The organism is Dehalogenimonas sp. 4OHTPN (assembly GCF_040448695.1).
In the GTDB taxonomy this organism is placed as follows: Bacteria; Chloroflexota; Dehalococcoidia; order Dehalococcoidales; family Dehalococcoidaceae; genus Dehalogenimonas.
In genome coordinates, this window is record NZ_CP159307.1 from 1,340,531 (window position 1) to 1,366,217 (window position 25,687).

General features: G+C 53.7%; 30 protein-coding genes. 21 read left to right on the forward strand and 9 right to left on the reverse strand.

Annotated elements, in window-relative coordinates; translation table 11 throughout:
• The first annotated feature begins 135 nt into the window (after nucleotides 1-135).
• Nucleotides 136-1,299 (forward strand): NAD(P)/FAD-dependent oxidoreductase, encoded by a 1,164-nt coding sequence (locus ABV300_RS06940; RefSeq protein ID WP_353714152.1) that lies wholly within the window; start codon nucleotides 136-138, stop codon nucleotides 1,297-1,299.
• 21 nt (nucleotides 1,300-1,320) lie between these two features.
• Here ABV300_RS06940 and tatA read toward each other — a convergent pair whose 3' ends face one another.
• Nucleotides 1,321-1,572 (reverse strand): twin-arginine translocase TatA/TatE family subunit, encoded by a 252-nt coding sequence (gene tatA / locus ABV300_RS06945; RefSeq protein ID WP_065128740.1) that lies wholly within the window; start codon nucleotides 1,570-1,572, stop codon nucleotides 1,321-1,323.
• A 190-nt stretch (nucleotides 1,573-1,762) separates the two neighbouring features.
• On the opposite strand from tatA, the gene ABV300_RS06950 reads away from it, so the two are divergent.
• From ABV300_RS06950 to ABV300_RS06960, 3 genes are read left to right on the forward strand one after another with little or no spacing between them, the layout of a single operon-like run.
• On the forward strand, nucleotides 1,763-2,140 hold the full coding sequence (locus tag ABV300_RS06950) for a methionine-R-sulfoxide reductase (protein WP_353714153.1): 378 nt from the start codon (nucleotides 1,763-1,765) through the stop codon (nucleotides 2,138-2,140).
• On the forward strand, nucleotides 2,140-2,652 hold the full coding sequence (gene msrA, locus ABV300_RS06955) for a peptide-methionine (S)-S-oxide reductase MsrA (protein ID WP_353714154.1): 513 nt from the start codon (nucleotides 2,140-2,142) through the stop codon (nucleotides 2,650-2,652). The genes ABV300_RS06950 and msrA overlap by 1 nt, the downstream gene beginning before the upstream one ends.
• Before the next feature lie 21 nt (nucleotides 2,653-2,673).
• Complete coding sequence (locus tag ABV300_RS06960) at nucleotides 2,674-3,342, forward strand: phosphoribosyltransferase family protein (protein ID WP_353714155.1); 669 nt, start codon at nucleotides 2,674-2,676, stop codon at nucleotides 3,340-3,342.
• Nucleotides 3,343-3,623: 281 nt separating this feature from the next.
• Here ABV300_RS06960 and ABV300_RS06965 read toward each other — a convergent pair whose 3' ends face one another.
• Nucleotides 3,624-3,764: a hypothetical protein gene (locus tag ABV300_RS06965; protein WP_353714156.1), complete on the reverse strand. Its 141-nt coding sequence runs from the start codon at nucleotides 3,762-3,764 to the stop codon at nucleotides 3,624-3,626.
• Nucleotides 3,765-3,970: 206 nt separating this feature from the next.
• Here ABV300_RS06965 and ABV300_RS06970 point away from each other — a divergent pair, with 206 nt between their 5' ends.
• The 3 genes from ABV300_RS06970 (at nucleotide 3,971) to ABV300_RS06980 (ending at nucleotide 6,446) form a co-directional block, all read left to right on the forward strand.
• The gene (locus tag ABV300_RS06970) at nucleotides 3,971-4,657 is read left to right on the forward strand and encodes a response regulator transcription factor (RefSeq protein WP_353714157.1); all 687 of its coding nucleotides are present in this window, start codon (nucleotides 3,971-3,973) and stop codon (nucleotides 4,655-4,657) included.
• Nucleotides 4,658-4,713: 56 nt separating this feature from the next.
• The gene (locus tag ABV300_RS06975) at nucleotides 4,714-5,907 is read left to right on the forward strand and encodes a histidine kinase (RefSeq protein ID WP_353714158.1); all 1,194 of its coding nucleotides are present in this window, start codon (nucleotides 4,714-4,716) and stop codon (nucleotides 5,905-5,907) included.
• A 116-nt stretch (nucleotides 5,908-6,023) separates the two neighbouring features.
• Complete coding sequence (locus ABV300_RS06980) at nucleotides 6,024-6,446, forward strand: response regulator transcription factor (protein WP_353714159.1); 423 nt, start codon at nucleotides 6,024-6,026, stop codon at nucleotides 6,444-6,446.
• Nucleotides 6,447-6,453: 7 nt separating this feature from the next.
• On the opposite strand, the gene ABV300_RS06985 is transcribed toward ABV300_RS06980, so the two are convergent.
• Nucleotides 6,454-7,134, reverse strand: a complete 681-nt coding sequence (locus tag ABV300_RS06985) for a dienelactone hydrolase family protein (RefSeq protein ID WP_353714160.1) — start codon at nucleotides 7,132-7,134, stop codon at nucleotides 6,454-6,456.
• A gap of 124 nt (nucleotides 7,135-7,258) precedes the next feature.
• Between ABV300_RS06985 and ABV300_RS06990 the strand changes: the two genes are divergently transcribed.
• Nucleotides 7,259-8,143 (forward strand): DMT family transporter, encoded by an 885-nt coding sequence (locus ABV300_RS06990; RefSeq protein ID WP_353714161.1) that lies wholly within the window; start codon nucleotides 7,259-7,261, stop codon nucleotides 8,141-8,143.
• A gap of 5 nt (nucleotides 8,144-8,148) precedes the next feature.
• Here the strand turns inward: ABV300_RS06990 and ABV300_RS06995 are convergent, their stop codons facing one another.
• Together ABV300_RS06995 and ABV300_RS07000 are read right to left on the reverse strand one after the other, a co-directional pair.
• A complete protein-coding gene (locus tag ABV300_RS06995; RefSeq protein WP_353714162.1) occupies nucleotides 8,149-8,388 on the reverse strand; it encodes a hypothetical protein in 240 nt (79 codons plus the stop codon).
• A 75-nt stretch (nucleotides 8,389-8,463) separates the two neighbouring features.
• Entirely contained in the window at nucleotides 8,464-9,108 is a 645-nt protein-coding gene (locus ABV300_RS07000) for a cyclase family protein (protein WP_353714163.1), read from the reverse strand.
• Nucleotides 9,109-9,211: 103 nt separating this feature from the next.
• Here ABV300_RS07000 and dnaX point away from each other — a divergent pair, with 103 nt between their 5' ends.
• From dnaX to serS, 10 genes are all read left to right on the forward strand, one after another.
• Nucleotides 9,212-10,873 carry a DNA polymerase III subunit gamma/tau gene (gene dnaX / locus ABV300_RS07005; protein ID WP_353714164.1) on the forward strand — a complete coding sequence of 554 codons (1,662 nt, stop codon included), beginning with the start codon at nucleotides 9,212-9,214 and terminating at the stop codon, nucleotides 10,871-10,873.
• The gene (locus ABV300_RS07010; protein WP_353714165.1) at nucleotides 10,855-11,154 is read left to right on the forward strand and encodes a YbaB/EbfC family nucleoid-associated protein; all 300 of its coding nucleotides are present in this window, start codon (nucleotides 10,855-10,857) and stop codon (nucleotides 11,152-11,154) included. Before dnaX ends, ABV300_RS07010 begins: the two co-directional genes overlap by 19 nt.
• 66 nt (nucleotides 11,155-11,220) lie before the next feature.
• Complete coding sequence (recR, locus tag ABV300_RS07015; RefSeq protein WP_353714166.1) at nucleotides 11,221-11,832, forward strand: recombination mediator RecR; 612 nt, start codon at nucleotides 11,221-11,223, stop codon at nucleotides 11,830-11,832.
• A gap of 6 nt (nucleotides 11,833-11,838) precedes the next feature.
• Complete coding sequence (gene corA / locus ABV300_RS07020) at nucleotides 11,839-12,897, forward strand: magnesium/cobalt transporter CorA (protein ID WP_353714167.1); 1,059 nt, start codon at nucleotides 11,839-11,841, stop codon at nucleotides 12,895-12,897.
• Nucleotides 12,897-13,229 (forward strand): tRNA-binding protein, encoded by a 333-nt coding sequence (locus ABV300_RS07025; RefSeq protein WP_353714168.1) that lies wholly within the window; start codon nucleotides 12,897-12,899, stop codon nucleotides 13,227-13,229. Before corA ends, ABV300_RS07025 begins: the two co-directional genes overlap by 1 nt.
• Nucleotides 13,226-13,918 carry a DNA alkylation repair protein gene (locus tag ABV300_RS07030; protein WP_353714169.1) on the forward strand — a complete coding sequence of 231 codons (693 nt, stop codon included), beginning with the start codon at nucleotides 13,226-13,228 and terminating at the stop codon, nucleotides 13,916-13,918. Before ABV300_RS07025 ends, ABV300_RS07030 begins: the two co-directional genes overlap by 4 nt.
• Complete coding sequence (recO, locus tag ABV300_RS07035) at nucleotides 13,918-14,706, forward strand: DNA repair protein RecO (RefSeq protein WP_353714170.1); 789 nt, start codon at nucleotides 13,918-13,920, stop codon at nucleotides 14,704-14,706. Before ABV300_RS07030 ends, recO begins: the two co-directional genes overlap by 1 nt.
• 113 nt (nucleotides 14,707-14,819) lie before the next feature.
• A complete protein-coding gene (locus ABV300_RS07040; RefSeq protein ID WP_353714171.1) occupies nucleotides 14,820-16,013 on the forward strand; it encodes a trypsin-like peptidase domain-containing protein in 1,194 nt (397 codons plus the stop codon).
• A gap of 110 nt (nucleotides 16,014-16,123) precedes the next feature.
• The gene (lysS, locus tag ABV300_RS07045) at nucleotides 16,124-17,893 is read left to right on the forward strand and encodes a lysine--tRNA ligase (protein ID WP_353714172.1); all 1,770 of its coding nucleotides are present in this window, start codon (nucleotides 16,124-16,126) and stop codon (nucleotides 17,891-17,893) included.
• A 3-nt stretch (nucleotides 17,894-17,896) separates the two neighbouring features.
• On the forward strand, nucleotides 17,897-19,144 hold the full coding sequence (serS, locus tag ABV300_RS07050) for a serine--tRNA ligase (protein ID WP_353714173.1): 1,248 nt from the start codon (nucleotides 17,897-17,899) through the stop codon (nucleotides 19,142-19,144).
• 223 nt (nucleotides 19,145-19,367) lie between these two features.
• Here serS and ABV300_RS07055 read toward each other — a convergent pair whose 3' ends face one another.
• The 4 genes from ABV300_RS07055 to rpsU form a co-directional block, all read right to left on the reverse strand.
• Nucleotides 19,368-20,210: a hypothetical protein gene (locus ABV300_RS07055; RefSeq protein WP_353714174.1), complete on the reverse strand. Its 843-nt coding sequence runs from the start codon at nucleotides 20,208-20,210 to the stop codon at nucleotides 19,368-19,370.
• A gap of 214 nt (nucleotides 20,211-20,424) precedes the next feature.
• Nucleotides 20,425-21,033, reverse strand: coding sequence for a YkgJ family cysteine cluster protein (locus tag ABV300_RS07060; RefSeq protein ID WP_353714175.1), 609 nt, complete (start codon nucleotides 21,031-21,033; stop codon nucleotides 20,425-20,427).
• A gap of 53 nt (nucleotides 21,034-21,086) precedes the next feature.
• Complete coding sequence (gene aroF, locus ABV300_RS07065; RefSeq protein WP_353714176.1) at nucleotides 21,087-22,103, reverse strand: 3-deoxy-7-phosphoheptulonate synthase; 1,017 nt, start codon at nucleotides 22,101-22,103, stop codon at nucleotides 21,087-21,089.
• 126 nt (nucleotides 22,104-22,229) lie between these two features.
• The gene (gene rpsU, locus ABV300_RS07070) at nucleotides 22,230-22,433 is read right to left on the reverse strand and encodes a 30S ribosomal protein S21 (RefSeq protein ID WP_058439745.1); all 204 of its coding nucleotides are present in this window, start codon (nucleotides 22,431-22,433) and stop codon (nucleotides 22,230-22,232) included.
• Between the two features lie 188 nt (nucleotides 22,434-22,621).
• On the opposite strand from rpsU, the gene ABV300_RS07075 reads away from it, so the two are divergent.
• The 3 genes from ABV300_RS07075 (at nucleotide 22,622) to ccsB (ending at nucleotide 25,670) form a co-directional block, all read left to right on the forward strand.
• A complete protein-coding gene (locus tag ABV300_RS07075; protein ID WP_353714177.1) occupies nucleotides 22,622-23,257 on the forward strand; it encodes a DUF4389 domain-containing protein in 636 nt (211 codons plus the stop codon).
• Nucleotides 23,258-23,418: 161 nt separating this feature from the next.
• Nucleotides 23,419-24,828 (forward strand): cytochrome c biogenesis protein ResB, encoded by a 1,410-nt coding sequence (locus ABV300_RS07080; protein ID WP_353714178.1) that lies wholly within the window; start codon nucleotides 23,419-23,421, stop codon nucleotides 24,826-24,828.
• Complete coding sequence (ccsB, locus tag ABV300_RS07085) at nucleotides 24,828-25,670, forward strand: c-type cytochrome biogenesis protein CcsB (protein ID WP_353714179.1); 843 nt, start codon at nucleotides 24,828-24,830, stop codon at nucleotides 25,668-25,670. The genes ABV300_RS07080 and ccsB overlap by 1 nt, the downstream gene beginning before the upstream one ends.
• Nucleotides 25,671-25,687 lie beyond the last annotated feature (17 nt).

Below are 25,687 nucleotides of genomic sequence, written 5' to 3' on the forward strand. Positions count from 1 at the left end.
GTATCCGCCAAAATACGTATTTTTAGTTATAATTTAGTAACCTCGGGGAAATTTTGACTTTTTATCGACGCGAACACAAATGGAAGCGGCCAGGGATGTTGCCCCGGACATCCTGTTTGGGATAGATTACCTGGAGTGGTCACAAACTTTGATTCTGATGTAATTGTCATCGGAGCTGGACCGGCCGGCTCAAGAACGGCACAACGCTTAGCAGCGGCCGGCTATGCGGTTATCCTGGTAGAACGCCGGGCTGAATCAGGAGGACCCGTCTGCTGCACCGGCATTATCAGCTGCGAGGCGTTTACCCGTTTCGAAATAGATCCGGCGATCGCTCTGCGGGAATTCACCGGAGCCGCAATATTCGCTCCCAACGGAAGACCGGTTCAAGTGCAGCGGGACTCACCCCAGGCGGTTATTGTTGACCGCGGATCCCTTGATGGTTTTTTAACCACCCGGGCAGTGGAATCAGGCGCCAGACTACTTCTAAACACCCGTGCGGAGTCCATAAGAACCGACGATAACCGGGTGATTATCAGCGTTGCTTCATCCGGAGGATCGTACAACCTAACCACGAGAGCGGCGGTAATCGCCTCCGGTTTAGCCCCCGGTCTGCTCCGCAACCTGGGACTCGGTAGAATCAAGGATACTGCGCTCGGTCTTCAGGTGGAAGTGGATACTCCCGAACCGGCTGAAGTCCAACTCTTTCTAGGCCGCCGGTTTGCGCCGGGATTTTTCGGATGGTTGGCACCGATCTCGGATAGAAAAGCAAAATTGGGTTTGTTGACGCGCACGAAGACCGACAACAGCCTGAATGCGTTAGCGGACTTCCTAAGATGCCGGAGGATTATCAACCAAGTATCAGACGACATCCAGTGCCGACCGATACCATTGTCGACACTCCCGAAAACCTTCAGCGACCGGATAATAGTGGTTGGAGATGCCGCGGGCCAGGTGAAATCCACTACCGGCGGCGGCTTGAGCTACGGCATGACCTGCGCCGATATCGCTGCCGACACCATGACGAAGGCGCTATCCATGAACAAACTTGATGCGGCCGCTCTACAGAGCTATGAAAGGGCATGGAAGGCACGGTTAGGCTGGGATTTAAGACTCGGGCGGTTGGCGATGCATGTCTTTCAACAACTCAGCGATCGACAGATTGACCGGTTGATTGAGAGATGCGCCGATAAAAGAGTGTTCGACCGGATGGCGGCCGATGAGAGGCTGACTTTTGACCGCCACGGTGCCGCATTGCTGTCAGCCGGCCGCAGTGTGTGGCCGGCATTACTTTCCATCTAGCCTGGTGCAACCGGGGCTGGATTATTCATCATCGTTGCTGACAGGGGGCGGCGGCGGGCAGGGCTCGTTGCCCGGTTCAGCCTTCTTTTCGGCCGGTTTTCCGTCGATCGAGGATTTGATGGATTTAACTTCAGAATCAACTTCCTGAGTCGCCTTTTTAAAGGAACGGAGCCCCTCGCCCAGAGAGCGGCCGATATCAGGCAGCTTGCCGATCCCAAAGATAGCTATGACAATCACCAGAACGATGATAATTTCCATTGGTCCGATTCGCATGTCAGTCTCCGTGAAAAACGTTATGCAGGCACCGAAGCTACTAACATTATAACATAAGGAAGAAAACGGGTCATTGGCAACGGGCTGCGTTTCCTACCCGTAAATAGGTAGAACTACTAATTGCCAACACCAGGCGGCAGTCTCATAATTGAGTTGAAGACACCCGGCCATAAATAAAGGAGTTCAACGCATGGAATTCAACAAACTGACCCCTCAAGAGGAGCACGTAATTGTTCATAAGGGAACGGAACCGCCGGGCACCGGCAAATTCAATATGTTCTTTAAAAAGGGGGCGTATCGCTGCAGACGGTGCAACGCCCTGCTATTTAAATCCGACGCCAAATTTGATTCCGGTTCAGGGTGGCCAAGTTTCGATGAGGCTATTCCGGGAGCGGTCAAGGAAACGGTTGACTCAGATGGAATAAGAACCGAGATCACCTGCGCCAAATGCGGCGCTCATTTGGGCCACGTTTTCCGGGGCGAACGCAAAACTCCAAAAAACACCCGCCACTGCGTTAACTCGCTGTCGCTCGATTTCATGCCGAGCGTGGAAGAGGGGCAACGTTAATGGAGAGCGCTGTCTTTGGAGGGGGTTGTTTTTGGTGCCTGGAAGCAGTGTTCAGCCGCTTAAAAGGGGTTACAGGGGTTACTTCGGGTTACGCTGGAGGTACCGTAGAAAAACCCACCTATGAACAGGTATGCTCCGGGCGGACCGGCCATGCCGAGGTGGTCAGGATTGAGTACGATGAATCGGTGATTACGTTCAGGGATTTGCTGGAAGTGTTCTTCCGAGCGCATGATCCGACGACGGCGAACCGTCAGGGCGCAGATATCGGCAGCCAGTACCGGTCAATAATTCTGGCCGCCAACCAGTTTCAGGAGAACGAGGCACGAGCTTACATCGAAACACTTGAGACTGCCGGTGAATTTCAAGGCCCGATTGTCACTGAGATTCAGAAACTGAACGTATTTTACCCTGCAGAAACCTACCATCACGATTATTACAGACGCCATTCCGATCAGCCTTATTGCAGAGCAGTAATCGCTCCCAAGGTGGCAAAGTTATTCAAGGACAAGTAGCTTTCCGTGTAAGGAGTTACTGTGGGACAAATCCGCGTCATCAGCCGCAGCGCTACACCGTTCGTTGACCGGCAAGAAGCCGGCCGCTTGTTAGCTGACTCGATGAGTCACCTGATGGGTACTCACGCGGTAGTTCTGGGGATACCGCGCGGCGGCATGGCAGTGGCGGCGGAACTTGCCCGCCGGTTGAGGGCAGAACTCGAAATTGTGCTTTCAAGAAAGCTGAGAGCGCCCGGTCAGCCCGAACTAGCGATGGGAGCGGTATCGGAAGACGGCCACGTGCTTTTAAATGAGGATGTCGTTGAAGCTCTTGATATAAAACCAGATACGATCGAGCGGGAACGGACATTTCAACTCTCCGAAATCGAACGGCGCGGGCGTCTTTTCAGGGGAACTAGGAAACGTGTGCCGATAAGGGGGCGGATTGTAATTGTCACAGATGATGGTGTGGCGACAGGGGCTACTTTCAAGTCGGCACTGGACGCCTGCCGCCACGAAAATCCATCAAGATTGATAGCCGCTCTGCCGGTGGCACCGGAAGGCGCCATTGAAGATATTGCGGCCGCCGCCGACGAACTGATCTGTTTACGGGTACCGCCCTCTTTTAACGCGGTAGGACAGTTCTATGTGAGATTTGAACAACTCGAAGATGAAGACGTCATCAAATTACTTCAACTTGCGACGCCCTGACCAAGCACCCAAAAAAAACCAATCAGGGAGGGCAATTCCAGCGCCCTTCGTGATCCGCATTCTCTCAAATTAACGGCGCCCCCGCCGATGCAACTGCTCCGCCCTGGCCTGTTCCAGTGTAAGGATTTTGCCGGGGTAACCTACGTAACCGCACTGGAAGCATTGGGCGAAGGTACCATATTCGTCAGAATCCTCAAAAAGGTCGCCTTTACCGCACCGGGGACAACTCTTAAAGTGATACACTGTCCTTACCTCCGGTTATTATGTCAGAATCCAATGACCTACTCTTCGGTTGTTCCTGTCTTTGCTTTGACCGACGAAACCGCGGCTGGTTTCACTCCTCGATTGAATTCGGTCTCCAAGCCCCAGCCGCCCGCGATTACAGCGCCCAGCAACAATCCCATTACCAGTATTAATTCCATTTTCCGCTCCGGACTCGTTGAATGCCCTCATTAAACACTAACTCAACCGGGCTTTGTATCCGTAAAACTACGTAGTTATTCTTGAAAATGCCCTGATTTTTCCGGAAATCAAATGCCGAATACTGTCTTGGGATTTCACCAGTATTGGTTTATACTTTTATTATGACTAATTGGATATTCTGGTTAGCACCGCCACGGGAGGCGATATGACGATCAGCATTTTCCTTGCCGATGACCACCGTGTGGTGCGCGCAGGGATAAAGGCGTTGCTGGAAAGCCAGACGGACTTCAACGTGATAGGCGAAACCGAGGATGGGCTCGAAGCCGTCAAACAGGTGGAACAACTTCATCCAGATGTCTTGATCGTGGACCTGATGCTGCACGGTATTTCAGGCATCGAGGTATGCCGCCAGGTCGTGAAGCACTCTACCCGGACTGTAGTGGTGATACTTTCGATGTACGGTAATGAGACCTACGTTCAGGGAGCCCTGAGGGCTGGGGCTAAGGGCTACCTGTTAAAAGAGGCGACGGTTGATGAGCTGGTTTCAGCCGTCCGCGAGGTTATGAAAGGCAGACATTACCTGTCCGCCTCCCTGTCACAGAGAGCGATTGAAAACTACATCAAACAGCAGGAAACGGATACTATAACCGATCCTTACGAGCAACTGTCAACCCGCGAGCGGGAAGTGCTTCACCTGGTGGCGCGCGGCCATACCGGATCAGATATCGCCCGGCGCCTTTTTATCAGCCCACGGACCGTGGAGGCGCATCGGGCAAATTTGATGCGCAAGCTTGATATGCGCAACCACAGCCAGTTGGTTCGCTACGCCCTCCAGAAGGGAATTATTAGTGCGGAGAACGAAGGTCTGCCGGAAAACCATGATGGCGGCTAGGATGATTATCGTATCTCCTATCTCTTACCAGCGCCGAATGAACCGGGGAGGCTAACTTGGGAAATAAACCTGAGGGCAGCGCGGGTAATGAAGACCTGCATTCTGTCGTTGCCGCAGTAAATGAGTTAAAGACAGATAGCCTACCGATTCCGATTGCGCTGCTGACCACCGGGTTCAAGGTGGTACAAACAAATTCCGCGTTTCTAAAGGCTTTCAACCTTTCCTCGGACCCTGCCTCCAAAGGCGACCTGTTTTTCAACCTGTTTGAGGATGTCGACCTCGCCGTTACCTGCCAGAGAGCAATGGCCACCGGCCAACCGAGTAACCGTCGCGACAGTCCTTTGCTCATCGCCGGGCAAACGGAGAGGGGTATTACTTATTGGGATTGGACATTCGCTCCGGTTCGGGATAGCAAGGGTCGGTTTGAGGGACTCGTATGCTCCGCGATAGAGACCACCCAACGGGTGAGATCGGCCGATACTCTTCAGAAATCATCTGAAGAACTGGAAACGGCGGTGAGGCTGCGGACGGAATCGCTGCGTCAGCTGAATCTGGAACTGGCATCAGAAGCCCAGCACCGGATGATCGCGGAAAATGAACTCAGATCATTGTCCCGGAAGTTGATTCAGATCCAGGAGGATGAAAGACGGCGTATTTCTCAAGAACTACATGATGAGATCGGTCAGAATCTAACCATGCTGAAGATGATGCTCGATACCGCGGCGAGACAAAGCGGCGGAATAACGGCCGACGGCGCTAAAGATGCCTCCGCCCGGGTCAGCCAAATTATCGCCCAGGTCAGGAATATCTCGATGTCCCTTCATCCATCGATACTCGAAGTGTTGGGGCTTGAACCAGCGCTCAGGGCTTTGTTTGAGAGACTCCGGGCACAGACCGGTCTCGTTGTGAGTTTCAATTCAGCCTTTGACGATATCCGGCTCGATGCTGAGAGCCGGTTGTGCGCCTACCGCGCGGTTCAGGAAGCCTTAACTAATATTCTGCGGTATGCCGGAGTAAAGACCGCCAGCGTTTCCCTTTCCGATGAGGGCAATGATGTGCTTCTTTCGATAGCCGACGATGGCATCGGCTTTGACCTGACCGCCCTGAGCGCCGGGCAGACCAACGGACTGACCGGAATGAGGGAACGTGTATCAGCTATCGGCGGAAAGTTCAGTATTACGACCCATCCCGGTGAAGGCACGTTAATCGGAATCGTTCTCCCAAACAACAACTCCAATACCCGTGAATAGCAATTTCTCGCATTTTTGAGCAAATTATTACGCCACAATAAGTACTTTTACTAATATCACCCGGCAAGACCAGGTGGTATCCTGTCTTCAGATCAACCAGTGAATTGCTACAATTTATGATTAAAGTTCTGTTGGCCGACGACCATGAAATTGTAAGGCAAGGAGTCGCGGCGCTCCTGAATCTAGAACCGGACATCCAGGTGATCGGCGGCGCCTCCGGAGGCGAACAGGCGCTAGATATGGTTTACGAGCTGATGCCGGATGTACTGGTCACAGACATCGAAATGCCGGGGTATTCAGGAATTCGCCTCTGCCGAGAAATCCGCAGCCGCGGCCTGTCAACCAAGTGCATCGTGTTGTCGATGCACTCCGCGGAGGAATACGTCCATGGAGCATTCCGCGCCGGCGCCGGCGGGTACGTCACCAAAGAGCGTTCAGTGGAACAATTAGCCAGCGCCATTAGAACGGTAATGCGCGGTAACCGCTATCTCAGTCCCCACCTGCCGATCGTCTTTTCCAGCCTGCCCCGACCTTGCTGATACGGTTTCAACACCGGTTCGGCGCAGCCGTCAGGTATTTTAAGAACCAGCTTGCCGCTAAACTGCGGACTTCATCCAGTTTTCCCGGTTCCTCAAAAAGGTGGGACGCTCCCTGTACTATGACCAGTTCTTTAGCCGTGTTCAACCTTTCCAGGGCCAGGTTGTTCAGGGGAATGACCTCCGTATCTTTACTGCCGACGATTAGCATTGTTGGGCATTTCACCGCCGGCAGGCAGCGCAGGGCCAGGTCCGGCCTGCCGCCACGGGATACCACCGCCTTGACAGTATCGCTGCGCTGGCTGGCAGCGCACAGGGCGGCAGCGGCGCCGGTGGAAGCGCCATAAAATCCGATCGGTAATTTGCAGTAATCCGGATGAGCCCTTACCCAATCGGTGGCTGACAGCAGGCGCCGTGTCAGCAATTCGATATTGAAGCGGAATTCGGCTGTAACCCGATCCACCGCTTCCTCTCCCGGTGTCAGCAGATCGAAAAGTAGAGTCCCAAACCCGACGCTTCTCAAAGCGGCGGCGACCCCCCGGTTGCGCGAACTTTTCCTTGACGAACCACTGCCGTGAGCGAAAATAACTATTCCGTCCGACTTCTCAGGAACACACAGATCTCCTGATAGGTAACCACGGTCAGCCGGTATACTTATCAGGCACTCGCCTTCATTCAAAATGCCGCTCATTTTGACCCGACCAGATTGAAACGAATAATCTCCAATGATACCTTTCTTATACCATTTTATTCTGATTGGGGTTTTCCCGCCACAAACTGCTATAATCTGCCCTCGGTTTCTCAATGGGAGGCGAATGTTCAACAACTGGAGGAGTTCGACAAGGTTGGCGGCGGCTGCTCTGGTCGCTGTGACGGCCGCCTGGGGCGCTACCTTTGTTGTCGTCCAGAACGCGGTCTCCAAAGTCCCGGTCATGGACTTCCTGGCCGTCAGGTTCTGCGTTGCTGCGGCTGCAATGCTGGCTCTTCGCCCTATGGCCTTACGGAAAATGGGGAGGGATGGCTACATAAGGTCGGTTTGGCTTGGCCTGGCGCTCGGTCTCGGCTATATTACCCAGACTTACGGCCTCCAGCATACATCCGCATCAGTTTCCGGTTTTATCACCGGGATGTTTGTGGTCCTGACCCCGGTTATTTCATGGTTGATTCTTGGGCGTAAGACCGGCCCCAATGTATGGCTGGCTGTTCTGTTGGCGACCTTGGGTTTGACCATTCTTTCGGTTCGGGGCGGTTCAGTCGGCATCGGCGAGCTCCTGACTCTACTCTGCGCTGTGTTATTTGCGCTCCATATCGTCGGTTTGGGCGAATGGTCTTCGAAGCACGACATTTACGGCTTGGCGCTTTTGCAAATTGCCTTCGTTGGAGGATTGTGCCTGGCGGCGGCCGTGCCCGACGGCTTGACACTGCCGCCGGACGCCGTGGTTTGGGGTGCGGTGGCGCTGACGGCACTGGTGGCAACCGCCTTCGCCTTCATCATTCAAACCTGGGCTCAGTCATTGATGAGTCCAGCCAGAGCCGCGGTAATCATGACCATGGAACCGGTATTCGCTGGATTTTTTGCCGTTCTGCTTGCCGGAGACCAATTGACTCTTCGTATAATCTTAGGCGGCATGCTGGTCCTGGCAGCCATGATTCTTACTGAAATAAAACCCGGCACTAGTCTGAAACGCCTGGAAATCTAAGAAACCTACACAATCCAGAGATCCTGAGGTTCCGCTTCAAAAGTATTTAGACACTCGCTGCAGCTGAATACAACGCGAGAAAGTCTTGAACCCCATCTTTCATAACGGGAAATGTATGCCCGCCCGTTGTCTCTGGGGCAGTAAGCCATCAAGGTATATCGGTATTTGGTTTCAGGATCAACCAGAGACACGCGACCGCTGGCGAAAAGCTTTTCAACCTTCACCGTATCTTTCATCGGTTCCATAGCGTTCGCCTCCTTAAGTATTTCCGAGAGGAAATATATTCCTGTCCAGCAGTGACCGCAAGAGTACTGTTGGTTCTACCGCCGCCGCAGGACAATCCTGACCGGGGCCCCGTCACCATTCCGTATTTTCATCGGCAGGCAGATCAGATCGTACATGCCCGGGGTAATCATGGATAGGTCAAGACCTTCTAAGATCCAGATGCCCGCATCAAGCAGACAGTGATGGACATCATAAGCATCAGGCTCGATGGGGCCGATTGACGGGCTGTCGATCCCGACCAATCCGATCTCCTTTTCGACCAGATATTGCCCCGCTTCCGGGGTGATGTAGCGATAATCTCGATTGAACTTTCCCGCCGGCGGCAATCCCGCGGTATTCGTCTTTAAAATCAACCTTTTACATGTTCCTATCCGGCATTTCATAAATGTCTGGAGCGTAACCGGCTCTCCACCTGGTAACTCTATCACCTGGACTGGCCCGATCAGCAGATCAAGAGGCACCCGGTCAACTGACAATCCAAGTTCGAAATAATGTCGGGGGGCATCCAGATGAGTACCGGTATGAAGACTCATTGAAATAGATGAAAGGTTATACGCTGCGCCGTCACGGATCTGCCGGACAGGGGTGATCTCGACACCTGGATCGCCAGGCCATACGACCGTGCCCTCATCCAGTGTTATTGAAGCATCAATCCATAATTTTGGATGTTTTGGTTGCATTGTGGCCTCCGGTTTTCATCTAATTGTACCAGACTTGATATGCTTAAAAGACAGCCGCCGCAGTATCATAAGAAGCGTCAGTTAAGGTATAATTACGCCGCTTATGTCTTGCCAGGTTTATTACCGAAAATGGCGCCCGCAGCGGCTTTCTGAAGTGGTTGGCCAAGAGCCGATAACCCGCACTCTGCTATCCGCTTTAAATCAACGCCGTTTGGCTCAGGCTTACCTTTTCTGCGGACCCCGGGGCACGGGTAAAACCTCCACCGGGCGCATCCTAGCCAAGGCGGTCAACTGCCTGAGCAATGAAGGCGCCGGCGAACCGTGCAACACTTGTGCCATGTGCCGGGCTATCACCGACGGCCGAGCCCTGGATGTGGTCGAGATCGATGCAGCGTCTAACACCGGCGTCGATGATATCCGCGAACTTAAAGAGCGCGTCAACTACGCCCCGGCCGAAGCCCGCTTCAAGGTCTATATCATCGACGAGGTCCATATGCTGTCGACAAGCGCGAGCAATGCGCTTCTGAAGACGTTGGAAGAGCCGCCGCCGCGGGTCATTTTCATCCTTGCGACGACCGAACTGCATAAGATACTGCCCACTATCATGTCCCGCTGCCAGCGCTTCGACTTCCGCCGGCTTTCCAACGACGACATCGCCGGTAAACTCTCGGAAGTGGCTGCCGCCGAAGGTATCGACATCAGCGAATCCGCGGTAGCCATGCTGGCCCGGGCTGGCGGGGGTGCCCTGCGCGACGCTGAGAACCTGCTCCAGCAGGTTGCCACGGTCTGCGACGGCCATATCGGTCTCAAAGATGTCCAGTCCTCGCTGGGACTGACCAGCGACGACCGGTCCGGGAAACTCCTGGCTGCTATTGCAACCGGTGACGCCGCCGCCGGGCTGCGCCTGTTGTATGGCGTAGCCGCCGACGGCATCGACCTGAAGCAATTCAATCGAGAACTGGTCGAGCGATTACGCCAGTTACTCATGGTCAAAGCCGGTTCCGCCGATGCCGCAGGGCTGAGTGTCGATGAACTGGCCGAGACTCAAGCTCTAGCCTCTGCAACGACCATCGAACAGATATTGAGAGCTTTGAAAGGCTTTTCCGCCCTATCCGCCGGAACCGATATGGGCACTCCGCTGGCCATGGAAATGGCTCTTGTTGACGCGACAATAAAACCATCGCCTGCCGAAAAAATCGTCGAAGTTAAGCCCGGTAGAGCCGAACCGGCGCAAGTACCGATAAGGAAAGTTGAGCCCGCCGCTAAACCTGCCGAAGTGACCTCGCCGCCGCCGGTTCCAGTCAGTCCTTTGATCATCCAGCCGAAGGATTCTCAACCTGCCCCCGGCGCTAAAGAACAAATGGTTGATGAGGTTCCGCCACCAGTGAATGAGCCGAAACTGGCCGGAGCGCCGGTAACGACGCTCGGAGAATTGCAGGATCAATGGCCTCAAATTCTGACTCAAGCACCGCCAAGGCTGAGGCGATCGACGGCACTGGCCATCCTGAGATCTGCAGACATCGTCCAGCCTGTCAGCTTCAACAACGGCACGATCACCCTGTCCTTTAAATTCGCCGTCCATATGAACAAGATCAATGAACCCGAAAATAAGAAAATTACTGCGGAAATACTCTCGGCTTGCGTCGGGGCGCCGTGCCAGATAGCTTGTGTTTTTGACCAAGTAAGCAACCACCTGGTCAAGGAGGCGCAAAAGAGGGGAGCCGAGATAATAAAAGTGGAGGATAAATGGATTTCTCAAAAGTAAAGCAAGCCATGGAACTGAAACAGCAGCTCGATAAGATTCAGAAAGAACTGGCTAAAATCATCGTAGAAGCTGAGCGGGGCCCGGTCAGAGTCACCGCCAACGGTCAACAGAAGCTAATTTCAATAATCATCAACCCGGAAGCGGTCAACCCGGCCAAAACTAAACAATTGGAAGATAACATCCTGAAAACCATAAACGACGCCATGGAAAAAGCTAAAAAGGAATCATCCAAACAAATGGCAGGAATGATGGGCGGAATGGGACTGCCAGGTCTGGGGTAGCCGGAGACGGATTATCATTTTTGCTGATGTTATTGGCAAGCTTTTCACAGTCATTTAAGGATGAATATGAAGGAAGCGCCTAAATCCACTGCCGCGGCCGTTAACCACCTGACTGACGTGCTGTCCCGGCTACCGGGAATAGGACCGAAGAGTGCCCAGCGCCTGGCTTACCATCTCCTTAAAGCCTCCGAGGAACAGGTGAGGGAGTTATCTGATGCGCTCGTGGCCGTGAAGCAGAAAACGCGGCGCTGCCGGGTATGCTGCAACATCGCCGACGGAGACCTCTGTCTCATCTGTGGAAACCCGGTGAGGGACAGGAGCCGAATCTGTGTGGTTGAGCAACCACAGGATATGTTGACCCTGGAGCACACCAGAGTCTATAAGGGAGTTTACCACGTGTTGCATGGCAACATCTCCCCGGCTGAAGGCGTGGGTAGTGATGATATCTGCATCAGAGAGCTTATGGCTCGCCTCGATGGAGGCGATGTGACGGAAATCATCCTGGCAACAAACGCCAATGTCGAGGGCGAGACCACTGCTATGTACCTGCAGCGTCTGATCAGCCCGCTGGGAGTAAAGGTGACCAGGCTGGCGCGGGGCTTGCCCTTCGGCGGCGAGATCGAGTACGCCGACGATGTCACTCTGTCCCGCGCTATGGAGAACCGCCAGGAGTTTTAATCCAAGATGACCGGAACCCAAAAACGGTCGTTCAAAGCCGGCCTTGAGCCCGGGACACTGATCCACATCGGCGAACGGCGGGCAGAGAAGACACGGCTCAGGCTGATTGACTACGATCAGAACCAGCTTTTTGAGCGCGAACTGGCATCAGTCGAGGAATTCTTCCCTTTCCGGGATACCGCTTCTGTCACCTGGATCAATATTGACGGACTCCACGACACCTCTCTCATAAACCAGACCGGTGGCCATTTCGGCCTTCACCCGCTGGTGCTGGAAGACATCGTCAACACCGAGCAGCGGCCCAAGATTGAGGACTTCGAGAGCTACCTATTCATCGTCCTCAAGATGCTTTACCGGGACGAGGATGGAGAGATCGTGGCTGAGCAAGTCAGCCTGGTGCTGGGTCAAAACTACGTACTGTCCTTTCAGGAGGGCGGCGGCGATGCCTTCAACCCGGTGCGGGAAAGGTTGAGGCAGAACAAAGGCACGCTGCGTAAGCAAGGCGCCGACGCTCTGCTTTACGCTCTTGTCGACGCCATCGTCGACAACTACTTCGGTGTTCTGGAAAACTTCGGCGAGGTGTCGGAGAGGATCGAGGAAAACCTGATCGAGGAACAGACATCGGAGCTCCTGAGCGCAATCAAACGCCTTAAAAGCGAACTGTTATTTTTACGCCGCTCAGCCTGGCCATTGAGAGAAATGGTCTCCGGTTTGCAACACAGCGAATCAAGCCTCATCTCACCGAATACCCGGCTCTACCTCCGGGATGTCCACGATCATGCTGTCCAGGTCATGGACTCGGTGGAAAACCAGCGTGAGGTGCTCTCCGATATGGTAGATATCTACCTTTCCAACGCCTCCAACCGGATGAACGCTGTCATGAAGGTGCTGACAATTATCGCTACCATCTTTATCCCGCTAACTTTTATTGCCGGAATCTACGGTATGAACTTCGATAACATGCCGGAGTTACGCTGGCATTGGGGTTATTTCGGCATCCTCGGTGTCATGGCTTTCATTGGCCTGGCGATGGTCGCTTACTTCAAGCGCAAAAAGTGGTTTTAGTGATTATCGATTACACCGATTTCGAACGCGTCGATATCCGCGCCGGGCGAGTACTTGCCGCCAAGCCGTTCCCGGAAGCCCGCAACCCAGCGTACCGGCTTCAACTGGACTTCGGAGAGCTTGGTGTTAAGCAGTCCAGCGCCCAGATCACCGGGCGTTATGCCTGTGAAGAACTTGTCGGTCGAACATTGCTGGCGGTGGTCAATCTCCCGCCCAAGCGGATCGCCGGCTTTGTTTCCGAGGTGCTGGTGCTGGGCGTCGTCAGCGGAGATATTGACGTTGTCTTAGTGGCTCCGGATTTCGACGTAGCACCCGGAGCGCGCCTGCTGTGAGTCTTGCCGACGACATTATCGTCCATCTGAAATCGATGGCCAACCCGGTGAACGTGGCCGGAATGGCCCGTTACGGCATTAAGTCAGACAATACCCTGGGTGTATCCATGCCATTGCTGCGTGCAATGGCTATGTCATACCGCCGAAACCACGAACTGGCTCTAACGCTGTGGGACTCCGGCATCCACGAGGCCCGTATTCTGGCTAGCCTGGTCGACGATCCTAAAAAGGTCACGCCTGAGCAGATGGACCGTTGGACGGCAAATTTTGACTCCTGGGATATCTGTGACCAGGTAGTGTCTAACCTTTGGGAAGTGACGCCCTATGCTTTCGAAAAGGCTGTCGAATGGGTCCGCCGGAAAGAGGAGTTCGTCAAGCGCGCCGGATTCGTGTTGATGGCTCGGTTGGCGGTTAGTGCCAAGAACATCCCGAACGATGCACAGATCGAAGCTATCTTTGCCGAGATCGAACGCGGCGCCGCCGACAGTCGTAACTACGTCAGGAAAGCGGTTAATTGGGCGCTCCGTCAGATAGGCAAACGGTCTATTGAGTTAAACCTCCGAGCTATCGCGGTTGCCGAAAAGATCTCCGGCGCCAATAATCCCGCCGCCCGTTGGGTGGCGTCCGATGCGCTGCGCGAACTCAGAAGTCCGGCCGTCCAAGCCAGGCTTCAAGCGAGGCTTCGCTAATGAGCGCGCCGCGTGAACTGAAAACCCCGGCGGTGGTTATCCGCCGGGCGCGACTGAAAGAGGCAGATCGGGTGATCACGTTCTTCACTCGTGAGTTTGGCAAGGTTTCGGCGGTGGCTATAGGGGTCCGGAAGAGCAAAAGCAAGCTGGCCGGGCACCTGGAAATTTTGACTTATACTAATCTTACTTTAGCCTGCGGCAAGAACCTGGACACGATAATCGGCAGCCAAACGTTATCGCCGTACCTCGGGGTCAGAGACTCGCTCGAGCGAACGGCTTACGGGTTATATTTTGCTGAACTGGTCAGTCACTTCGCGCCGGAAGGGCAGGCTAACCCGGCTCTTTTTGTGCTGTTGGTAGAAACATTGGAAAATTTAAACGTAACCTCAAACCTCGAGCCGTTGAGCCTTTATTTTGAGCTTAACTTGTTGAAAACACTGGGTTACCAGCCGGAACTCCGGCGCTGTGTTGGTTGTCGATCAGAACTCAAAGAAGTTACAAACTTCTTCGCGCCGGCCTCAGGCGGAATATTATGCCCTGACTGCGCGGTGGCCGCGCCAGCGACTCACGCAGTATCAGTCAGCGGGTTGAAAGTGATGCGCTTTTTCCTGGAAAACCGCTACGAATCGGCTGCCAGACTCAAAATCGAACGAGCCTTGAATATTGAAGTAACCGCAGTCACCCGCGCCTATATCCAGCATCTGTTAGAAAAAAGTTGCTTGAAAAGTGCCTTCTGGCTGGAACAAATCCGTTCGATTAGCAATTCAATAAGCCTTTCGAAAAAGTGATATCTTGCCCGGCCGTTTCGGTTAAAAATATTACCCGATGGTACTCTTTTTTTTATGTAATCATGGTGCTATGATTCTTTTCATGCTTACGTTGGCTTAAAGGAGGCCAGCCAGTGGAAAAGAAACAGGGTTTATCCACCATCATTCTATCTGTCGCGGTGGTGGTCGCGATCAGCCTGGGCTCGTTTTCAATATTCCAGGCCAATCAACACTCAGAAGACGCCCAGGCACAAATATCCAGTTTGTCATCAGAGATCACCAGCCTTGAAAATACAATTACGGGACTCAATGGGCAAGTCACCGCTTTAAGCGCCCAGCTTTCGGCGCAATTCTCAAGCTTGAACCAGCAAGTCTCAGGTTTGATCCAGGCGTCAACCGCCGTTCCCAACGCCATCGCCAAAATCCTTCCCAGCGTCGTTTTCATCGAAGTCGCCTTCGGTAATCCCAGTGGCACCGGGGGGATTGGCTCCGGTTCAGGACTCATCATGGACAAGGCGGGATATATTTTAACCAACAAACATGTGGTGAGCGGTGCCTTCGCCGCCAGAGTCATCACCAGTGACCGGCGCATTTACGATGTGGATGAGATCTGGGAGGATGACATTACTGACCTGGCAGTGGTGAAGATTACTGCCCAAAACCTGACACCCGCTGTCTTCGGAGATCCCGCCGGGATGAAAGTCGGCGATACGGTTATTGCTATAGGTTACCCGTTGGGGATGTCGCCCGCCGAAGGCGGCGCCAATGCCACCGCCGGGATTCTTTCCAATCTGAGCCGGTTTTTCTGGATTGACAACACGCCGTATTATGACCTCATGGAGTTTGATGCCGCCATCAATCCGGGCAATTCGGGTGGCGCTTTGATCAACCTTAAAGGCGAACTTGTCGGCATCAACAGCGCCGGCCTGGATACTGCTCAAGGCATTAATTATGCCATCAACGTCGCAACCGCCAAACATGTATACAACGATCTGGTTCAAGGCGAGGTTGGTCATCACCCGTACCTGGGGATAATGATTGATGACAATATCCAGGTGATTCCCGGTGAACCTTTCGCGGCAGCACTGGTGGGTGCTGAGATTCTTGATTTGGATCCTCAAGGTCCAGCGGCTAAATCAGGTTTGAGGCCGTTTGATGTGATTATCAAATTCAACGGACAGACTGTCTCCTCTGCCTCAGACGTGATCCGTTTTCTCTGGCGGTTGGACGTGAATGAAAGAGTCACCATCGTGATAAAAAGAGGAGCCGGGGAGCTCACTTTTGAGTTCAACGCTCCTAAGCGGCCTTTTAATTCTAGGTTCATTTAATATTTGCGCGAGGCAGCAGGCTAAGAAAGGCAGAAGGTCCGGATTTATGATTCCTGCTTTGCCACAGGCGGGGTCATCACCTATAATTACCTCACGATAAGAGGTAGCTGATGACTTCACGACTTGACTCTATTACCAGGGAACGCCTTGACAAGCTATCCCGCCTTAAAGAATTGGGCATCGAGGCTTACCCCAACACTTTCAGCCGCAGCCATTCCTGTCTGGAAGCCGTAAAAATCCTCGAGGCTTCAGAAAAAGTCGGATCTGATGCCCCGGATGTGACTGTGGCTGGCCGTCTGGTGTCTCGCCGCGGCATGGGTAAAATTAATTTCCTGGATATCCGCGACAGTTCCGGTAAGATCCAAATCTTATGCGGCAAGGATCACGTTAAAGAAGGCTGGGATATACTTGCCGCTCTTGACATCGGTGATTTTATCGGGGTTACCGGTAAACTGCTGCGAACCCGGTCCGGTGAACCTACTGTTGGCGCCGTTAAACTGACCTTGCTTGCTAAATCATTACAACCGCTGCCTGAAAAATGGCACGGCCTGCAGGACACTGAGACCCGTTACCGCCAGCGCTACCTTGACCTAATCTCCAATCCAGATGTGAGGGAGACTTTCCGCGCCCGCGCCCGAATTATCTCCGGTATCCGCCGCTATCTTGACAGCCATAACTTCCTTGAAGTCGAGACGCCGGTGCTCCAGCCTGCCGCTGGCGGCGCCGCTGCCCGCCCGTTTATCACCCACCATAACGCCCTGGACCGCGATTTTTACCTCCGAATCGCCCTTGAACTCCATCTTAAGCGCCTCATCGTCGGCGGCTTCGACGGCGTCTATGAGATCGGCCGTATCTTCCGGAATGAGGGCATTTCCTTCAAGCACAACCCGGAATTCACGATGTTGGAATGCTACCAGGCTTACGCAGACTACCGGGATGTCATGGAGACGGTTGAGACCATGGTCTCCGGCATCGTAAAAGACATCACGGGTGGCTACACCGTAAAGTTCGGTGAAAACACCCTCGACTTTAATCCGCCCTGGCCGCGGATTGATTTCCGCAGCGAGCTGCTCAAGCGCTCCGGTGTCGACTTCCTGGCTTACCACGACGTCGAGTCACTGCGGCAAAAGATGCGCGAACTCGGCATCGCCGTCGACCCCAAGAAGGACAAGGGCAAGTTGCTCGACGAACTGCTGTCGACCTACCTCGAGCCGGACTTGGTGCAGCCATGCTTCCTGGTGGACTACCCCATCGAGATGTCGCCGCTGGCCAAGACGCGACCTGACGAACCGCGCATCGTCGAGCGCTTCGAGGCTTTCGCCGCCGGCATGGAAATCGCCAACGCCTTCTCCGAACTGAACGACCCATTGGAACAGGAACGGCGTTTCAAATTGCAAATACTCTACCGCAACACCGAAGCCCAGCTTTCGCTCCTGATCGCCGAGCTTATCGAAGAGATGCAAAACCAGGTGGCCGGGTTGACCCACATCGACCCTGTCAAGGTAGCCGGCTTGGCTGCCCGCGCCGGCGCCCTTGGCACCGAAATCGAGACCCAGACAACAGGCAACCCCTCTCTCAAGAAGATAATCAGCACCTTCCGAGAGCATATCCACGAGATCGAGCACAAGTCCGGATCGCTGAGCGATAAAAACGTTACCGCTTTTGCTGAAAACCTGGCTGCAGACATGGACGAGATCCGCCGGGGCTGCGGCGACGAGGAAGAAGAAACCATCGACGAGGACTTCATTACGGCACTTGAGTATGGAATGCCGCCTACCGGTGGCCTGGGCATAGGTATCGATCGGCTTACCATGGTCATCACCAATAACCAGAGCATACGCGAGGTCATTTTCTTCCCGGCTCTCAAAGACAAGGAGTAATCCATGATTGACCTTAAACTCATCCGCGACAATCCAGACCTGGTGCGCCGCGCCGTCGACAGCCGTCAGTCGAAGGCTCCCGTCGATGAGATTTTAGAGACCGACCGGCTGCGCCGGGAGAAGACGGCCGAACTCGATGAGTTGCGGCGCCAGCGTAAGGAGCAGTCCAAGCAGCGGCCGCCGGACCCCGAAGCCGGCCGCGCCCTCCGGGAAAAGATCTCCGAATTGGAAGAAGTTTTAAGGACACTTGACGAACAACTCCAGAGTTACCTCCTCCAGGTGCCCAACATCCCGCAGACCAGCACGCCGCTCGGCACCAGCGAGGACGACAATATCGTTCTGAGGTACTGCGGCAACATCCGGGAATTCAACTTCGAGGTCAAGCCCCATTGGGAGCTGGGTGAGAGCCTGGGCATGATCGACTTCGACCGCGGCGTGAAACTTTCCGGCACCCGCTTCTATGTCCTCAAAGAACTCGGCGCCAGGCTGCAGCGGTCGCTCATTTCGCTCTTCCTGGACCTGCACACCCTGAAACACGGCTATAAGGAAATGTACCTGCCTTTCCTGGTAAAAAAGGAGGTTTTATACGGCTCCGGAAACTTACCGAAGTTCGCCGACAATCTTTACCGTGACGCCGTAGACGATCTATGGCTGGTACCCACCGCCGAAGTGCCGCTGACCAGCCTGCACAGCGGTGAAATCTTATCTAACGATCAACTGCCTATCAACTACTGCGCCTATACCGCCTGCTTCCGGCGAGAAAAGATGAGCGCCGGCAAGGATACCCGCGGTATCAAGCGTGGCCACCAGTTTGATAAAGTGGAACTCTACAAGTTCACCGAGCCCGAAAAGTCCAACGAGGAATTGGAAAAACTGTTAGACGACGCCGAGGACATCGCCCGGGCTCTGGGCCTCCCCTACCGCATCAAGCAGCTTTGCACTGCCGACATCGGCTTTGCCTCATCCAGAAGCTACGACATTGAAATCTGGGCCCCGGGCATCAAAGAATGGCTCGAGGTATCATCCTGCTCTAACTGCTGGGACTTCCAGGCGCGGCGGGCCAACATCCGATATCGCCGGGCATCAGACGGCAAGGTGGACTACGTCCACACCTTGAATGGCTCCGGCCTGGCGTTGCCGCGGGTTCTTATCGCTGTGATGGAAAACTACCAGCAGGCCGACGGATCAATCATTATCCCCGAGGCGCTGCAATCGTATATGGGTGTCAATGTAATCCGACAGCCCGGATAAACTCGAGGAGCCCCTTTCTGGGGCTCCTCAAATACACTATCCCTATTTTACTTTCTTTTCGAGTTCATCAACCTTCTTTTTCATCTGCCAATCGATGAACGAATGAACCACAGCCCATCCCACTAGGAAGACCACGACCCATTGCTCCCAAGAATCCATTTTTTTACCTCCGAATTAATCGTTAGAACGATTATAGGAGCGCCGTAAAAGCCTGTCAAAGGGTTCACGTTTCTTTTCTGCTGGGGCTCTTATCTTTGCTGGCTAGGTTATCGAGAAAGTCCCTAGCACCTTGAATGGCGAGCCCCATCAGTTCAAACAGATTCGGCTGCAGCCCAATGGTTTCCAGCGCTTGCTTCGGAAGAAAAATGTCTGATGACGACAGCAGATTGCCTGCCATCAGATGATTCAGTGCGGCAGCCTCTTTCATCATATAGCCATATTTTTTCAAAACGGCTTTTGAGTAGTCATCCTCTGAGTCCCAGTTTTCGACCAACAGCTTTGCGGAGGTCATCGCCGGTATAATTCCAGCCGCAGTCACCGGGTCCACCAGGCCTATGGCCTCGCCAATTCCCCAAATTCTGCCTTGAACGAAGGGATGAGCCTGACCATGACAACGTATTTCCCCCCGGCAACTGCAAACAGCGTTATCTTGAGCTATCCCCCCGGTGACGCATTTGAGTGCTTGCCTGGCAGCATCATACCCGAACGGAGATAGCGAACCCACATGAACTTCGCCGCTTCCAGCCGGGAACAACCATGAGTATCCGCCGTGGGGGCTGAGTACGGCGGTCGGTGCTTGAGGAGTTTTTGCCTTGAGTCTTATCTGGACGGCATAGACAACCGGGAACAACTCCACTGCGGGCAGGAAGGCTCGCTTGTATCCGGTGGCATCGATGACCCTGTCGAAATCACCAAGATTCATTGTATCGGGCTCATGCAACAGGACACTGCCCGTCAAGTCGCGGATGAAAGCTGGTTTATCAATTATCGCCAAATCCGCTTTGAGCCGTCGTCCGTTCACCACTACATGGTCATACTTCCCGAGGAAGTATTTGTCAGCAGTCAAACGGACCTCACCGCTGAGCGATTCGAATAAGGGCCTGGAAAGCCCCCAGGCGCAGCCCTTCAACCCGCATGCATTCGCCGAGGGCCAGTCAGAAAGTGTGACCTGGCTTTGCGGCCGCCGCTGCCTCAGTAACCGAAAAAGGTAACTCCCGCCGCTGCCGCAACCCATAATCGCAATCCGTTCTGTCACAGGATTTGCCACATCTCATCGGTCATCATAGTACCGGCGACGAAGAGTCGCCCCTGACTAGTGCAAGAGTTCCGAGAACCTTGAAGACCATCACGCCTACCGAGTAGTGACAGTCGGCAGCGGCTACCAGGGTATGTTTATGTTCAAGGTTTTCAGCCAACGGCCAGTCGCGACAGGTACGAGGCCGGATGTTGTAGATTGAGCAACGACCGGTTCGTTGATTCCACCAGCGGCAGGGGTTCGCTTGTTTCATGAACCATTGGCCAGCCCGGAGCTCAAAAAGGTCTTCTTTCTTCTGTTTAAGTTTCCGGCTGATCCGATCGACGTCATCCGGGAAAACATGGATGCTCTTGGTCTGCGCGCAACACCAGCCGCATCCGAGACATGCCGACGCCAGGCGCTTCATTAATCCGTGAGATTCCACGCCGACAATGTCGACGATCGAGATGATGCCCCGGAGTTCATGGTCCGGAATATCGCCTACAACCGCATTATGTCGTGTCCGAAGCACTTCAAAAATCTGCGATATATAAAAATCATAGCTCAACCCCGTGTTGCGGCTCTTGATCCCCGCAAGCCGTTCCATAGCTTCGAGATCATCGGGCTTGAATATCTTCGATAAAAGTTCGATCATGGCTATTATTTCATATTAATCCGCGAAAACCGGTACATTAGGAAGCGCTTGATTCAAATCTCCCTGCCTACCGCTGAGGCAACCACCCGCAGTTCCTCCATGAGGCGGCTGAAATCAGATGGCGTCAATGACTGCAATCCGTCTACTAACGCCTCCTTGGGGTTTGGGTGCACTTCTATCAACAAACCGTCGGCCCCAGCCGCTACCGCCGCCTTTGCCATCGCCGGCACCAGGGCATAGTGGCCCGCGGCATGGCTTGGATCTACCACTACGGGCAAGTGACTGAAGCGCTTGATAACTGGGATCGCGGAAATGTCGAGGGAAAAACGAGTGCTGGTCTCAAAAGTGCGGATGCCGCGTTCGCACAAAATGACCTGATCGTTGCCGCCGGCCAGAAGATAGTCCGCCGCCGTCAACCACTCATCAATGGTGGATGACAATCCGCGCTTGAGCAGCACCGGCTTTTTTTGCCTGCCCACAGCGGTAAGCAAGGCATAATTCTGCATATTTCTGGCACCGATCTGCAAGATATCGACGCTTTCAGAAATATTCTCGACATCCCGCGGATCGACTACCTCGGAGATCACCGGCATACCGAATTCGTTCTTAGCCTTAGCCAGCAACTCTAGGCCGGTCTTTTCCAGTCCCTGGAAACTGAAAGGCGAAGTCCGAGGCTTATAGGCGCCGCCGCGCAACACGGTTGCTCCGGCCTTCTTGACGATTCTGGCAGCCTCGAAAAGCTGGGCTTCGCTTTCGACGGCGCAAGGGCCAGCCATTACCACTAATTTCCGACCGCCGATCTCGACGTTTGCGGATTTGACCACTGTCGGAAAAGGCTTGAATTCCCGGGCAGCCAATTTGTAGGGTTTCATTATCCGGGTGACTGATTCAACTTCAGGCAGAACGGCAAATAGATCCGGCGACAATTGACCTGTATTGCTGCCCAGAAGGGCAACCACTGTTTTATCGGTGCCGAGGTTGAGTTGTACGCCTAAACCCAGCGATTTCGCCCTGGCTACAACCCCGTCAACCGATTCCCGGGCAGCGCCTTTCCTCATTTCGACAATCATTTCATTCTCCGTTGACGAACTATTTCGGTCTTGAAAAAAGCAAAAGGCCCCCTGCGATTGATGCTTCCGGAGGCCTTAATGCGATATGGTATGTGCGGCTCATTTTCGAGCCGGCAACCCGTAATACTAGCGGCGGGTGGTGACGCGCCGGGCAGCCTTTATGGCCGCGCGGCGGGTTGCGGTTTCCTTCCGCTTGCGGCGGGTTAACGGCTTTTCAAAACGGGAGCGGCGGCGGGCTTCGCGGATGACACCATCAAGCTGCACTTTGCGGTTAAAGCGCTTGAGCATCCCTTCGAAGCTTTCATTATACTCGGGTCTAACTTCTGTCAAGAAAATCACCCCTTCCCGTCTGGAATAAAAGATGCGCGATTAGTTATTGTGGGCTAAAGGCGATTTTGTGTCAAGTCGGCTTGACCGAGCCGCCGCGTTGAGGTGCAAAGGCCGACAACGATTAATTTTATTGAAATATCGGAAGACCAGGAATAGACTATATTCAGATTGTTTAGGAGGTCAAAAACATGGCCGAAAACCTAACCCGGTACCCCGCCAGCATGCAAATCGATTATCCTGATAAACCCAGAGACAAGGCGAGTGTGGCTTTCCGAATCTTTTTGGTGATACCCATTGCGATCATTCTGAGTATGATTAGCGGCGGGGTTAACCAGTACACTATTGATAAGATCACTTATTCCTGGGGCGGTACTGGGGGCATCGTGGTCCTGGCGGTTGCTGCCATGATCCTTTTTCGGCAGAAATATCCCAAGTGGTGGTATGACTGGAACCTGGCATTAACCCGGTTCAGTACCCGGGTGGGTGCTTATTTTGCGTTGCTGCGCGATGAATACCCCTCAACCGATGAGGAACAATCAGTTCACCTGGAGGTTGCTTATCCGGATACAAAGAAAGACCTCGTTCGCTGGATGCCGCTGGTCAAATGGTTTCTAGCAATCCCGCATTACGTGGTGCTGGCCTTCCTCAGCATAGCCGCGATCGTTTGTACTATTATCGCCTGGTTTACCATCCTTTTTACCGGCAAGCACCCGAGGGGATTATTTGATTTCGTCGTAGGTGTCATGCGCTGGGGAGTTCGGGTTTCAGCCTATGCCGTGTTGCTCACCACCGACCGTTACCCTCCATTCAGTTTAGATTCGTAGAGACATCAGAAATTTAAACACGAGGGCGATGTTCATCATCGCCCTCGTGTTATGTTACGCGTTGTTAATGATCGGAGGTTGACCTAATCCAAGCAATCAGTCACTATTAATAGGGCTAACCGCTTTTTTAAGATAGCGGTCCAGTTAATCAGAAAGGGCGAATGATTTTGAACGCAGTACTGCGGTTTTTTAGTTCGGTCAGGGTCGCTCTATGGATCATTCTGCTTTTAGCAATCGTCAGCTTGTCCGGAACGCTTTTACGTCAAATGCCCCCGGTAGTGGCGGCAGATCCGGAGTTGGTACAGTTATGGCTGGAACAGGTTGCCCGTCCTGCATATGGGGGTCTAACCGGTGTCCTTGATTTCCTGGGGTTATTCGATGTATTCCATTCCCCAGTGTTCCTTGTTCTTGGCAGCCTGCTTATTGTCAGTATCACCGTGTGCTCCCTGAAACGGTGGCCCAGTCTGATCAAGATTTCCCGAGGTGTGGACAGTGAAGACGCTCTCCGATTGCTGGACAAAGGTCACGCCACCAGGGCTACCAGCCGCCTTTCAGCCGGAGACGGCGTTGCTGCCATAGAAAATTTCTTCACAAAGAGAAGCTATCGGCTGCGGCACCTGTCATCCGGTGAGGTGAAACTGTTCCTGGCAGACAAAAACCGATTAGCCCCTTGGGGAACCTACGCCATCCACTTGAGCCTGATATTACTGATCGCGGGTTACCTTGTCGGAAGTTATTCAGGATACTCCAACGATTCTTTTATCGTTGCCGAAGGCGAAACCCGGGACATCGGAGCCCCATATGGCATCTCCGTTCACCTTGAATCATTCGAGGATGAATACTACGCAACAGGGGCGCCCAAAGATTACAGGGCTCAGGTCCAGCTGCTATCCGCTGGAGTTGTCATCAAGGAAGGATTGATCCGTGTCAATTATCCGATGGAATACGGCGGCCTCCGGATATACCAGTCATTCTTCGGGTCAGCAGTAAGGATCGGGGTTGCCAATTCTTCGTCGGGCGTTGAGGTTTTCAATGGCTCCATCGCATTGGCTGACGGCTTCGCCGCGGAAGGGTATCAACGTTTTTCAGGCACCCTCGATCTCAATGCTCAAAACCTGTTTGTTTACCTGATTTCACCCGCCGCCGGCGGCGACCCGGTGATTCCGGCTGACAGCATCCGCCTGGAGTTCTACGATGGGGAACAGCCGGAAGGTCAATTTATCGATTTTATCAATATCCCTATCGGACAGCATGCTGAATTCCAGGGATTGGTTTTCTCCCCCGAAGAGATGACCCAATTCTCCGGGTTCCAACTGAGGGAGGACCCTGGGTTAGGACTAGTTTGGGCATCACTCGCCCTATTCATGCTCGGGCTGGTTTTAGTATTCTATTTCCCCCACCGTCAGATAATTGTTTCCATAAAGCCTGATACCAAGGGTAGCAGGATTAGTTTTACTGCGTTGGGCAAGAAAAACCAGTCTGCGATCGAAGAAATGGAAGCCTTTGGACGCGCTGTTGCGGCCACTGGGCAGATAGCACCAAAAACACCAGGAAAGGAAAACATGAACTGATGCAGGCTATTTTCTTCTGGGGCAGTCTCCTGGCACTAGGTCTCATCTTCCTGTTACTGGTCGCCTATTTTCTGACGCTGCGCAGCAATAAGGGCATGGAAGCCGGCGCCACGCTGCGGCAAACGATGATGGGAATGCTGGTACTTTCCTTCGTCCTCCTGAGCGGCTTAATCATCACCAGGTGGGTAGATACCGGTCACGGGCCATTTACCAGCATGTGGGAATTCGCCGTAGCTTTTGCCTGGGGAATAATCGGCCTTGGGCTGTTATACTGGATGCGCTATCGTCTGATGCTGGTCACCGGTGCCTCCGCGGTTGTTGCCCTCGCGCTAATCGGCTTTGGAGCCTACCTATTTGCCACCGGCGAGTTTGACCCCTCAGCCCCTTCTGACCTGGTGCCAGCACTGCAGCAAAGCTTCCTTTTGTCAACCCATGTGGCGGCCGCGGCTCTCTCCTACGGCGCTTTTGCTATAGGCTTTGTAGCTTCAATCATGTTCCTGTCCCAACGGAAACAGGCTAAACCCTGGATGCCGGCGCCGGAGACATTGGACCGCCTCAGTTATCATACGGTCATCGTCGGGTTTCCCCTGCTCACTCTGGTTATCATTCTCGGCGCCATCTGGGCTGAGTATTCCTGGGGCCGCTATTGGTCATGGGACCCTAAAGAAACCGCGGCGCTGGTCACCTGGTTTTTTTACGCCGCCTACCTGCATACACGTGTTCTCAAAGGCTGGCAGGGTGTCCGTTCGGCGTGGTTACTGGTCATCGCTTTCCTGGCGGTGATCTTCACATTTTTTGGAAATTACTTTTTTGAAGGCTTGCACGCCTTTGAGGTGGTATAGCCTGGAATCCTGTCTGG